Raw genomic sequence first — 12,338 nt, forward strand, 5'->3', positions numbered from 1 at the left:
GGGCTCCGACAATGGTCTCGCTTCCCATCCTGATCGCGCTGATCGGCGTCGCGCTGTTCTTCGACTTCCTGAACGGTCTGCACGACGCGGCGAATTCGATCGCGACCGTGGTCTCGACGCGCGTGCTGAAGCCGCAGCATGCGGTGCTGTGGGCGGCGTTCTTCAACTTCGTCGCCTTTGCGGTCTTCGGCGTCCATGTCGCGGAGACGATCGGCAAGGGCATCATCGACGCGCATGTGATCGATCCCACCGTGATCTTCGGCGCGCTGACGGGGGCGATCGTCTGGAACATCGTCACCTGGGTCTTGGGCATCCCGTCGTCTTCCAGCCACGCGCTGGTCGGGGGGCTGCTCGGTGCCGGCATGGCGAAGGCGGGCAGTGCCGCCGTGGTGTGGGCCGGCGTCGTCAAGACGATCGCCGGGATCTTCGCCGCGCCGGTGTTGGGGATGGCGATCGCGTTGGTGCTGGTGCTGGTCGTCGCTTGGGCGTGCATCCGCATGACCCCGATCGGGGTCGACCAGCGGTTTCGCCGATTGCAGCTGATCTCCGCCGCCCTTTACTCGCTCGGCCATGGCGGCAACGACGCGCAGAAGACGATGGGCATCATCACCGTGCTGCTGTTCAGCCAGGGGCTGCTCGGTCCGACCTTCCACGTTCCGCTCTGGGTGGTGCTGAGCTGTCACCTCGCGATCGCGCTCGGCACCTTGTCTGGCGGGTGGAGGATCGTCCACACCATGGGATCGAAGATCACGCGGTTGACCCCGGTTCAGGGCTTCTGCGCCGAAACCGGGGGCGCGATCACGTTGTTCGGGGCGACCGCGCTCGGCATTCCGGTATCCTCCACCCACACCATCACCGGGTCGGTGATCGGCGTCGGTGCGGCGCGGCGGTTGTCGGCGGTGCGCTGGAACGTCGCGAGCAGCATCGTCGTCGCCTGGTTCATCACGATCCCGGCCGCCGGGCTGATCGCGGCAGCCACCTATTTTGTCACGGACCTGATCGCCCGCTAGACGGGACGGCGTGAAGACGATCATCGATCCGCCGGGTGCGCTGACCCCCGGCCTGGCAGCGCTGCGGACCGAGTTCGCCGTGCCGGCCGGTTTTCCGCCGCAGGTCGTGGCCGCCGCCGAACAAGCGGCGCGCCGTTCTCCGACCGAGCATGTCGACCGCACCGATCGCGCGTTCGTGACGCTCGATCCCGCTTCGTCGACCGACCTCGATCAGGCGTTCGCGATCGAGGCGGCGGGCGCCGACCTGCTGCTCCATTATGCGATCGCCGACGTGGCCTGGTTCGTGCGCGACGGCGACCCGCTGGACGTCGAGGCATGGCGGCGTGGCGAGACGCTCTATTTGCCCGACGGCAGGGCACCGCTTTATCCGCCGCAGCTGAGCGAAGCCGCCGCCAGCCTGCTCCCCACCGGTCCGCGTCCGGCGGTGATCTTCACCGTCCGCGTCGCACCCGACGGCGCGGTGAGGCTGGACGGCGTCGAACGCGCGATCGTCCATAGTCGCGTCAAGCTCGCCTATGAAACCGTCACCGACGCCGACCTCCCGACCGGCTTCGCCGACCTCGCCCGCCGCATCGCCGCTGCGGAGGACGCGCGCGGCGCCTCGCGGGTCGATCCGCCCGAACAGGAGGTCGCAGCGACCGCCGACGGCAACCACACGCTCGCGTTTCGCCCGCGCCTGACGTCCGAGGATCGCAACGCGGCGCTGTCGCTCGCCACCAACATGGCGGTCGCCGACTCGCTACAGGCGCACGCCACCGGGCTGTTCCGCGTCATGGCGTCGCCCGACGACCACGCCGTGGTCCGCCTCCGCCATACGGCGGCGGCGCTTGGCCTGACCTGGCCCGCCGACCAGCCGCTCGCCGCGTTCCAGCGTGGCCTTCGCGCGGACATCCCGGCGCAGGCGGCGTTCATGCTCGCGACGCGGCGGGCGGGGCAGGGGGCGAGCTACGTTCCTTATCGCGCCGGCGTGGTGCCATGGCACGCGGCGATGGCCGCGACCTATTGCCACGCCACAGCGCCGCTGCGGCGGCTGGCCGACCGCTATGTCGTCCAGGCAGCGCTCGCCGTCGCCAACGGCCGGTCCGTCCCCGCCGAGGTCAACGCCGCCTTCGACCGCCTGCCCCCCGTCATGGCGCGCGCCGACGCGCTCGCGGGCAAACTCACCCGCGCCGTCATCGACCTGGCCGAGGCGGTGATGCTCTTGCCCCATGTCGGCGAGCGGTTCGCGGCGGTCGTCACCGACGTCGACGAGCATGGTGCGCGTATCCAGCTGCGCGACCTGGCGGTCGTGGCGCGGCTGGCGACGCGCGGCCTGCGCCCCGGCGACGCGATCGAGGTGGTGCTGAGCGCCGTCGACCCCGAACGGCGCCAAGTGACCTTCGCCCCGGACCCGTCGCCCCGGACTTGACCGGAAGCCACGCCTGTCGCCACCGTGACGCGGGGAGATAAACGATGCGTAACGACGCCACCGCCGCCACCCGCGCCGCGCAGGCCCGCGCCGCCGCCGCGCTGCCGCCCGAGGACGACGCCTTCGACCTCGCCGACCGGGGTTTCGTCGCCACCATCGACCATGCAGAGGTGCCGGGCATCTGGAGCCAGCGCCCCTACGCCTTCGTCGACGGCGATGCGCCCGCCACCGTCCACCCCGGCCTGTGGCGTCAGGCGAAGCTCAATGGCCGCCACGGGCTGTTCGAGGTCGTACCCGGCATCTGGCAGGTGCGCGGCTTCGACCTGTCCACCGTCACCTTCGTGCGCGGCGAGCGCGGCTGGATCGTCATCGACCCGCTAACCAGCGCCGAGCCCGCCGCCGCCGCGCTCGCGCTGCTCCGCGCGCACAAGGGCGACCACCCCGTCACCGCCGTGATCTATACCCACTGCCACGTCGACCATTACGGCGGCATCGACGGCGTGCTGCCCGAAGGCGGCTGCCCCATCTTTGCGCCGGAAGGCTTCCTCCAGCACGCGGTCAGCGAGAACGTGCTGTGCGGCAACGTCATGGGCCGCCGCGCGACGTACATGTACGGCGCGACGCTGCCGATCGACGCGCAGGGGCATGTCGATTGCGGGCTGGGCAAGGCGGTGTCGCGCGGCAGCGTCGGGTTGGTCCCGCCGACCGTCAGCATCACGCGCACCGGCGAGCGTCACGTCGTCGACGGCGTCGAGATCGTGTTCCAGCTGACGCCGGGCACCGAGGCACCGGCGGAGATGAACTTCTGGTTCCCCGCCCACCGTGCGCTGTGCATCGCCGAGAATTGCACCTGTCACCTCCACAACCTCTATACCCCGCGCGGCGCACCGGTCCGCGACGCACGCGCGTGGAGCCGCTACATCGACGAGGCGCTGCGGATGTTCGGCGGCGAGGCCGAGGCGCTGTTCGCCAGCCATCACTGGCCGCGCTGGGGCGGCGACGCGATCCGCCGTTTCCTGCTCCAGCAGCGCGACCTCTACAAATGCATCCACGACCAGACGCTCAGGCTCGCCAATCACGGCCACGGCCCGGTCGAGATCGCCGAGCGGCTGACCCTGCCGCCCGCGCTGGCGGCCGAATGGCACACGCGCGGGTTCTACGGCACGCTGAACCACAATGCGAAGGCGGTGTATCAGCGCTACCTCGGCGCGTTCGACGGCAATCCCGCGACGCTCCACCCGTTGCCGCGCGTCGAGGCGGGGCGCCGCTATGTCGAGGCGATCGGCGGTGCCGACGCGCTGCTGACGGTCGCGCGGGCGGCGTTCGACGGGGGCGACTATCGCTGGGTGGCGGAGCTGGTGAACCACCTCGTCTTCGCCGATCCCACCAACGCCGCCGCCCGCGCGTTGCAGGCCGATGCGCTGGAACAGCTCGGCTATCAGGCGGAGTCCGGCCCGTGGCGCGACTTCTACCTGACCGGCGCGAAAGAGCTGCGCGCGCCGATGCCGAAGAGCGAGACGCCGCGCCAGGGCTCGCTGGGCCAGCTCCGCGCGCTGCCCGCCGATCAGCTGCTCGAAGCGCTCGCCATCCGCCTGGATGCCGCGAAAGCCGACGATGCCCGCTTCGTGCTCGGCTTCACCGACACCGGCGAGGCGTTCGAGGTGGAGGTGTCGAACGGCGTTCTCCACCATCGCCCCGCACCCGACCCGACCGTCAGCTTGTCGCGCGCGACGCTGATCGCGCTCGTCGGGAGTGGGAACGGGGTCGACGAGGTCTCGGTCGAAGGTGATGCCGCCCCGCTGACCGCGCTGCTCCGGGCGCTTGATCGCTTCGACTTCTGGTTCCCGATCGTCGAGCCGTTAACCTGAGGCAACCGGCTTTCGCTTCCTGGCGCGGACCGCGGAACGCTATGCCGGACCTCTCGTTGGCGCGACGATCGAGAGGAAGCGGGTTTGAAGATCGTCGTGTTCGGGCTGACGGTCAGCTCGTCCTGGGGGAATGGCCACGCGACGCTGTGGCGCGGCTTGATCCGTGCGTTGGCGGCGGACGGGCACCAGGTGACATTCGTCGAAAAGGACGTGCCCTGGTATCGCGACACGCGCGACCTGCACCAGCTGCCGGGCGGACGGCTGCTGCTGTATCGCGACTGGGCGGAGGTGCTGGCGCGAAAGCGCGACCTGCTCGATGCGGACGCGGTGATCGTCACCTCCTATTGCGTCGATGCGGTTGCGGCGACGCGGCTGATCGAGGCGGAAGCGAGGGGCCTGAGCGTCTTCTACGACCTCGACACGCCGGTGACGCTGGCGCGGCTCGCGGCGGGCGAGCCGGTGGACTATCTGCCGCCGAACGGGCTGGGCGGCTTCGACCTGGTGCTGAGCTATACGGGCGGGCCGGCGCTCGACGCGCTGCGCGATCGGCTCGGGGCGCGCCGCGCCGCGCCGCTCTATGGCCATGTCGATCCCGCGACGCACCACCCCGCGCCGCCGCACGCCGTCTTCGGCGGCGACCTCTCGTATCTCGGCACCTATGCCGACGATCGCCAGGCGGCGTTGACCCGGCTGTTCATCGAGCCCGCCGACCGCGCGCCGGCGCAGCGCTTCGTGCTCGGCGGCTCCGGCTACCCCGCCGACTTCCCGTGGCGCGACAACATCTACTTCATGCGCCACGTCGCGCCCGCCGATCACCCCGCCTTCTTCGGCTCGTCGCGGCTGACGCTCAACATCACCCGCGCCGACATGGCGGCGATGGGATGGTGCCCCTCGGGCCGGCTGTTCGAGGCGGCGGCGTGCGGGGTGCCGATCGTGTCGGACGACTGGGCCGGGCTCGACCGATTCTTCGTGCCGGGCGAGGAGATCCTGCTCGCCGACCGCGCGGATGACGTCCTCGCCGCGTTGGCGGTATCGGATGCCGAACTACGCCGCATCGCCGACGCCGCGCGCGCGCGGGTGCTGGCCCAGCACTCCTCCGCCGCGCGGGCGCGCGAGTTGGTGGCGATGCTCGAGGACGTCGGCCAAGCCGCCATGGTCGCCACCTAGATGTGGGGCATCATCCCCGCCGCGGGCAACGGCACGCGTATCCAGCCGCTCGCCTTTTCCAAGGAGCTGCTGCCGGTCGGCTCGTTCCGCGACGACGACGGCACCGAGCGGCCCAAGGCGGTCAGCGAATATCTGGTCGAGCGCATGGTCGCGGGCGGCGCCACCAAGATCTGCTTCGTCATCTCGCCGACCAAGTCCGACATCGTCCGCTATTATGGCGGCGGGGTGGCGGCGGGAGGAGGCAGGGTCGACACCGCCTTCGTCGTCCAGCCCCAGGCGGCCGGCTTGTGCGACGCGGTCTTCCGCGCCTGCCCGCTGGTCGGCGCCGACGAGCCGGTCTTGGTCGGCCTGCCCGACACGATCTGGTTCCCCGCCGACGCATTGGCACGTCTGCCCGATGATCGGCTGAGCTTCCTGCTCTTTCCCGTCGAGCGGCCGGAGCTGTTCGACGCGGTGGTGCTGGACGGCGACCGCGTGCGGGAGATTCAGGTCAAGCAGGCCGACGCGCACTCGCGATGGGTATGGGGCGCGTTCAAGATGCCCGGCCGCGTTCTCCACGAGCTGCACGCGCTGTGGCAGCGGCCCGACCGGCGCGACGAGTATATCGGCACGCTGGTCAATGCCTGGCTGGCGCTCGGCAACGAGGCGGTCGGGGTGAGGGCGGGCGAGAGCTATGTCGATGTCGGTACGCTCGGTGGCTACCGCGAGGCGGTCGCGCTGCTCGGCGGTGCTCCATGAACTGGCCCGCGCGTCTCGCCTCGGGCGACCGGATCGCCGAGCGGGTCGCGGTGGTCGTCGCGCATCCCGACGACGAGACGCTGTTCGCGGGCCCATTGTTGAACCGCCTCGACGATGCGATCCTGATCGACGTCACGGACGGCGCGCCCGCCGACATGGACGACGCGCGCCGCCTGGGCTTCGCGACGCGCGAAGCCTACGCCGCCGCCCGCGCCGCCGAACTGGACGTTGCGGTGGACCGGCTCGGCTATCGCGGCGAGCGGCGGGCCTATGCGGTCCCCGACAAGGAGGCGGTTTACCACCTCGACGCGATCGTGGCGCGGTTGCAGGCCGATCTCGCCGGCGCCGCCCTGGTCGTGACCCACCCCTATGAGGGCGGCCACCCCGACCACGATGCCTGCGCGCTCGCCGTCGCGCGCGCCGCACCCGCGCCGATCGCCGAGTTCGCCTGCTATTGCGCGCACGACGGCGAGCGCCACTTCGCCCGGTTCTGGCCCGGCCCGCCCGAGCACGCCCGGGCGCTGACCCCCGACGACGCCGACCGGGTCGAAGCCGCGCTCGCCGCGCACGCCACCCAGGCGTCGTGCTTCGGCAGTTGGCGACCGGCGCACGAATATTGGCGCGCCGCTCCCGTCTATGATTTCGCCGTTCCGCCGCCGCCGGCCACCACGCTCTATGACGGTTTCGGTTGGGCGCTGACTTCCACGGCGTGGCGGCGGATCGCCGACTTCAAAGCGCAGGTGACTGAAAATCAAGACACTTCCGTCACTTACAGACAGTAAAGCCGGAAAACGGTCCGCTTCGGTCGTTTCGCGACGAATGCCCCTTCCCGCAAGATGGGCGACGGGAGTTTACCTTATTTAGAAAGATTTAGTCGTTAGTCCTTAACCCATGATGAGGCGCCGCCGGTCGGGAGGGATCGGCCGGCCGGGGTGGGACGGACAACGATGCTGGACGGGAGCGACGTCGCGCAGGCGGCGGAAACCATCGGGGAGGGCGCGGTCGTGCCGGGCGGCGTGTCCTTGTCGCCGTTCGCGGTCACCGCCTCGGCGCTCGCACTGGCCGCCTGCGGCGGCGGTGGCGGCGATACGACGGGCGGTGGCGGCGCGACGAGCGGGGGAGGGACCGTCTCCCCGCCAGTGGTCGTGGTCGCGGCACCGCCCACCGACGCGCAGGCCGGGCGCTTTCTCGCCCAGGCCACGATGGGCGCCACCACCGACAGCATCGCGGCCGTGTCCGCAAAGGGTTATGCGACCTGGCTGGACGAACAGCTCGCGATGCCGCGCGCGATCAGCCATTGGGACTGGCTCACCGCCAACGGCTACAACATCGCCGCCAACATCAACAACGAGACCGGCTTCGACACCACGATCTGGCGGCAGCTGATCGCCGAGCCCGATCAGGTGCGACAGCGCGTCGGCACCGCGTTGCTCGACATGCTCGTGGTCGGGATCGGCGGCGTCAACCTGAACTGGAAGCAGTTCGCGATGGCCGCCTATGTCGACGTGCTGCTCGACAATGCGTTCGGCAATTACCGCCAGATCCTCGACGGCATCACCTACAACGCCGCGATGGCGTCGTGGCTGACCTTCATGGGCAACCGCAAGGCGAACGCGACGACCGGCGCCAACCCGGACGAGAATTACGCGCGCGAACTGATGCAGCTGTTCAGCCTGGGGTTGCAGCAGCTCAACATGGACGGGTCGGTCAAGACCTCGGGCGGCGTCGCGCTGGAAACCTATACCACCGCCGACGTCACCGGGCTGGCGCGCGTGTTCACCGGGCTCAACCTCGCCAGCGCCGACGCGACCACGCCGGCGCGCTACAAGCTGCCGCTGGTGATGACCGCGTCGCAGCACGAGACGGGCACCTCCACCTTCCTCGGCACCAGCGTCAGCGGGGAGGGGACGGCGGCGATCAAGGCCGCGCTTGACACGATCTTCGCGCATGCCAACCTGCCGCCGTTCGTGTCGAAGCAGCTGATCCAGCGGCTCGTCACCTCCAACCCCAGCCCCGCCTATGTCGGCCGCGTCGCAGCGACCTTCGCCGACAACGGCAAGGGCGTGCGCGGCGACATGAAGGCGGTGGTCAAGGCCATCCTGCTCGATACCGAGGCGCGCTCCGACGCCGCGTTGACCAGCGCCGGCGGTGGCAAGCTGCGCGCGCCGGTGCTGCGCCTGACCGGCTGGGCGCGCGCGTTCGGCGTCACCTCGCCGTCGAACGCCTGGTCGATCGGCGACACCTCGTCGACGACGTCGCGGCTCGGCCAGTCGCCGGGGCGCAGCCAGACCGTGTTCAACTTCTTCCGCCCCGGCTATTCGCCCCCGTCGACCGCGATCAGCGCGGCCGGCATGGTGGCGCCCGAGTTCCAGATCACCAACGAACAGACGGTGGTCGCCTACGTCAACTACATGAACGGCCTGATCGTCAACGGCGCCGGCGACGCCAAGGCGGACTATACCACGGCGCTCGCCAAGGCGGCGGACGCAGCGGCGCTGGTCGACTGGGCCAACATGCTGCTCGCCGCCGGCCAGCTGTCGGCCGCCACCGTCGCGTCGATCCGGACCGCGGTCGAGAGCATCGCCGCCACCACCACCTCCGGCCCGCAGAACCGGGTCAACGCCGCCATCCTCCTGACGCTCGCGTCGCCCGACTATCTGACGGTGAAGTGATATGAGCCCCTTCGAGCACGATCAGAGCCGCCGCGCTTTTCTCCGCCGCGCCGGCGCGCTCGGCCTGGCAGGCGTCGCGACGCCGTTCGCCACGTCGCTCGGCGCGATCGGCGAGGCGGCGGCGGCGACCGCCAGCGACTACAAGGCGCTGGTCTGCGTCTTCCTCTACGGCGGCAACGACTACGCCAACACGCTGCCGCCCTACGACGCCGCCAGCTACGCCGCCTATGCCGCCGCGCGCCAGAACATCGCGCTCAACCGCGACGCGCTCGCCGCGACCGCGCTGAACCCGCTCAACTCGCTCGGCGGCCGGCAATATGCGCTGGCGCCGGGCCTCGCACCGCTGATGCCGCTGTTCGCCGCCGGGAAGCTCGCGCCCGTCCTCAATCTCGGCACGCTGGTGCAGCCGACCACCAAGGCGCAGTATCAGTCCAATTCGGTCAAGCTGCCGCCCAAGCTCTTCAGCCACAACGACCAGCAAAGCTTCTTCCAGGCATCCAATCCGGAGGGCGCGACGTCGGGCTGGGGCGGTCGTATCGGCGACGTGTTCCAGGGCGGCAACGGCACCGCGTCGCTGACCTGTATCAACGCCAGCGGCAATGCGGTCTACCTGACCGGCCGCTCCGCGCTGCAATATTCGGTCGGCACCGGCGGACCGATCCCGCTGCTGTCGAACAGCGCGATGGTTTATGGATCGACCACCGTCGCCTCGACGCTGCGGTCGTTGATGACCGGCCCGCCGTCGAACATGCTCGCCGGCGAGCACGCGCGCATCTCCAAGCGCGCGCTCGACACCTATTCGCAGGTCTCGAGCGCGCTGGCGGGGGCGCCGGCGGCGAGCTTCAACCTGTTTCCGTCGGGCAACAACCTCGCCGACCAGCTCAAGATGGTCGCCCGGATGATCTCCGTATCGAGCGAACTCGGTGCCAAGCGGCAGGTCTTCTTCGTCAGCCAGGGCGGCTACGACCTCCACGACAATCTCGTCACGCAGCACCCGGTGCTGATGGGCGCGCTCGGCGGCGCGATGAAGGCGTTCTACGACACCACTGTCGCGCTCGGCGTGTCCGACAAGGTGACGACGTTCACCGGCTCCGACTTCGGGCGCACGTTGCAATCGAACGACGACGGCTCCGATCATGGCTGGGGATCGATGCACTTCGTCATGGGCGGCGCGGTCAAGGGCCAGCGGATCTACGGCACGCCGCCCGCGATCGGCAGCGGCACGGCGGACGACGTCGGGCAGGGCCGACTGCTGCCGACCACGTCGGTCGATCAATATGCGGCGACGCTCGCCAGCTGGTTCGGCGTCCCGAACGGCGACCTGACGACGGTGCTGCCCAACATGGGCAACTACAACCCATCCAGTTGGAATCTCGGGTTTGTTTGAAGCGGCGGGAACGCCGGACTTGCCTGACGGTTAACCTGCCGCATCATTTCGCAGGAGCCGTCCCATGCCGCAGCCCGTCCGCTACAGTCCGTCGATCGAAGAGCGCCAGCCGAACGAGGCGGAGACGATCGGCAAGCTCGACGAACAGTTCGCCGGCATCCAGGAAACCACCGCCGAGAATTACGGCCACGGCGTCCGCGCCGTCCACGCCAAGGGTCATGCGATCGCCCGCGGCAAGCTGACGGTCAAGGACGGCCTCTCGCCCGAACTCGCGCAGGGCCTGTTCGCCCGCCCCGGCGACTACGACGCGCTGCTGCGGTTCTCGACCCAGCCCGGCGACATCCTCGACGATAGCGTCAACTCGCCGCGCGGGCTCGCGATCAAGGTGTTCGGCGTCGAGGGCGAGCGCCTGCCGGGATCGGAAGGCGACACGACGCAGGACTTCATCCTCGTCAACGGCCCGATCTTCGGCGCGCCGACCGCGGCGAAGTTCCTCGGCAACCTGACGATGCTGGCCAAGACCACCGACAAGCTGGAGGGCGTCAAGAAGGCCATGTCGGCGGTGCTGCAACCGATCGAGACGGGGCTGAAGGCGGTCGGACTGGCCTCACCGACGCTGGAACAGCTCGGCGGTGCGGCGCCGGTTCACCCGCTCGGCGAGACCTATTTCAGCCAGACGCCGTATCGCCACGGTGACTACATCGCCAAGTGGGCGCTGTTCCCGGTGTCGAAGGAGCTGACCGCCCTGACCGGCGCGCAGATCCATACCGCCGGCCGCCCCGACGCGATCCGCGAGGCGATGAACGAAGCGCTGGCCGAACATGGCGGCACCTGGGAGGTGCGCGTCCAGCTCTGCCTCGATCCGGAGAAGCAGCCGATCGAGGACTCGACGGTCGAGTGGAAGCAGGCGGACACGCCCTTCATCACCGTCGCGACGCTGGAAATCGGGCCGCAGCCCGCCTGGGTGCCGATGGAGAGCATCGTCACCGAGGATCGGCTCGCCTTCAACGTCTGGCATGGCCTCGCCGATCATCAGCCGCTGGGCAACATCAACCGCGCGCGGCGCGAACCGTACAAGCAGTCGGCCGAGCGTCGCGGCCGCGTCAACGGCTGTCCCATGCTCGAGCAGAAGACGCTCGCCGAGGTTAGCTGACTCCGACTGGGAGAACACCGTCATCGCGGCCTTGAGCCGGGATCCCGCTTATTCTTCTTCGGCAGGAGAGTAGCGGGATCCCGGCTCAAGGCCGGGATGACGAGGTGGTCCCCCGGCAAACTCTCGGCTACCCTTGTCGCGATGACCAAGCTCTTCCACGTCAGCGACATCCATTTCGGCGCCGAGGACCCGGAGGCGCTGGACTGGTTCGCGGCCTGCGTCGCCGCCGAGAAACCGGACGCGGTGGTGATGACCGGCGACCTCACCATGCGCGCGCGCACCCGCGAGTTCGAGGCGAGCGCGAAGTGGCTCGGCAGCCTCGGCGTGCCGATGACGGTCGAGATCGGCAATCACGACGTGCCCTATTACTCCGACCCGTTACGCCGCATCCTGCGCCCCTACCATCGCTACACCGCGATCGAGCGTCTGCTGGAACGCCCGCTCGGTGTCGCCGGCGTCACCGTCGTGCCGCTGCGGACGGTGGCTCGCCTGCAATGGCGGGTCGATCAGTCCAAGGGCGTCGTCAGCCGCCGCTCGCTCGCCCGCGCGCTCGACACGATCGCGGCCGCGCCGCCGGGCGACCTGATCCTCGTCGCGGCGCATCACCCGCTGCTCGACGCCGGGTTGCAGGAATCGACCCGCACCCATGGCGGCGCCGCCGCGCTGGAGCGGCTCGCCGCCGCCGGCGCCGACGCGGTGCTGTCGGGCCATGTCCACTACCCCTTCGACGTCCCGGTCGAGCGCGCCGGGCGCACCGTGCGGCTGATCGGCGCCGGCACGCTGTCGAAGCGCCTCCGCCACAGCCCCCCCGCCTTCAACGAGATCCGCGCCGAGGGCCGCCACTTCGAAACCATCGCCCGCACCATGGACCCCGCCCCGAACGAGGTGCTCGGAGAGGGCAGGGCGGACCCGGCACCTTGAGCGTAAATTAACCC

At 69.9% G+C, this 12,338-nt stretch carries 10 protein-coding genes; all 10 read left to right on the plus strand.

The genetic code is table 11. The annotated features are described in order from the left end of the window. Positions 1 to 11 precede the first annotated feature (11 nt). On the plus strand, positions 12 to 1,010 hold the full coding sequence (locus tag ACOFKS_RS11640; RefSeq protein WP_419809416.1) for an anion permease: 999 nt from the start codon (positions 12 to 14) through the stop codon (positions 1,008 to 1,010). A gap of 10 nt (positions 1,011 to 1,020) precedes the next feature. Next, the gene (locus ACOFKS_RS11645) at positions 1,021 to 2,418 is read left to right on the plus strand and encodes an RNB domain-containing ribonuclease (RefSeq protein WP_419809417.1); all 1,398 of its coding nucleotides are present in this window, start codon (positions 1,021 to 1,023) and stop codon (positions 2,416 to 2,418) included. A gap of 44 nt (positions 2,419 to 2,462) precedes the next feature. Further along, on the plus strand, positions 2,463 to 4,286 hold the full coding sequence (locus tag ACOFKS_RS11650; RefSeq protein ID WP_419809418.1) for an alkyl/aryl-sulfatase: 1,824 nt from the start codon (positions 2,463 to 2,465) through the stop codon (positions 4,284 to 4,286). Between the two features lie 84 nt (positions 4,287 to 4,370). Further along, complete coding sequence (locus ACOFKS_RS11655) at positions 4,371 to 5,453, plus strand: CgeB family protein (protein ID WP_419809419.1); 1,083 nt, start codon at positions 4,371 to 4,373, stop codon at positions 5,451 to 5,453. Then, positions 5,454 to 6,191: a sugar phosphate nucleotidyltransferase gene (locus ACOFKS_RS11660; RefSeq protein ID WP_419809420.1), complete on the plus strand. Its 738-nt coding sequence runs from the start codon at positions 5,454 to 5,456 to the stop codon at positions 6,189 to 6,191. Further along, positions 6,188 to 6,973 carry a PIG-L deacetylase family protein gene (locus ACOFKS_RS11665; RefSeq protein ID WP_419809421.1) on the plus strand — a complete coding sequence of 262 codons (786 nt, stop codon included), beginning with the start codon at positions 6,188 to 6,190 and terminating at the stop codon, positions 6,971 to 6,973. The genes ACOFKS_RS11660 and ACOFKS_RS11665 overlap by 4 nt, the downstream gene beginning before the upstream one ends. Positions 6,974 to 7,138: 165 nt before the next feature. Then, positions 7,139 to 8,863 (plus strand): DUF1800 domain-containing protein, encoded by a 1,725-nt coding sequence (locus ACOFKS_RS11670; RefSeq protein WP_419809422.1) that lies wholly within the window; start codon positions 7,139 to 7,141, stop codon positions 8,861 to 8,863. A 1-nt stretch (position 8,864) separates the two neighbouring features. Further along, complete coding sequence (locus ACOFKS_RS11675) at positions 8,865 to 10,250, plus strand: DUF1501 domain-containing protein (RefSeq protein WP_419809423.1); 1,386 nt, start codon at positions 8,865 to 8,867, stop codon at positions 10,248 to 10,250. A gap of 64 nt (positions 10,251 to 10,314) precedes the next feature. Continuing rightward, positions 10,315 to 11,403, plus strand: coding sequence for a catalase family protein (locus ACOFKS_RS11680; RefSeq protein ID WP_419809424.1), 1,089 nt, complete (start codon positions 10,315 to 10,317; stop codon positions 11,401 to 11,403). A 141-nt stretch (positions 11,404 to 11,544) separates the two neighbouring features. Then, positions 11,545 to 12,324, plus strand: a complete 780-nt coding sequence (locus tag ACOFKS_RS11685; protein WP_419809425.1) for a metallophosphoesterase family protein — start codon at positions 11,545 to 11,547, stop codon at positions 12,322 to 12,324. The last annotated feature ends 14 nt before the right edge of the window (positions 12,325 to 12,338 follow it).

Origin of the sequence: Sphingomonas sp., from assembly GCF_965200135.1 — a bacterium.
Taxonomy (GTDB): Bacteria; Pseudomonadota; Alphaproteobacteria; order Sphingomonadales; family Sphingomonadaceae; genus Sphingomonas.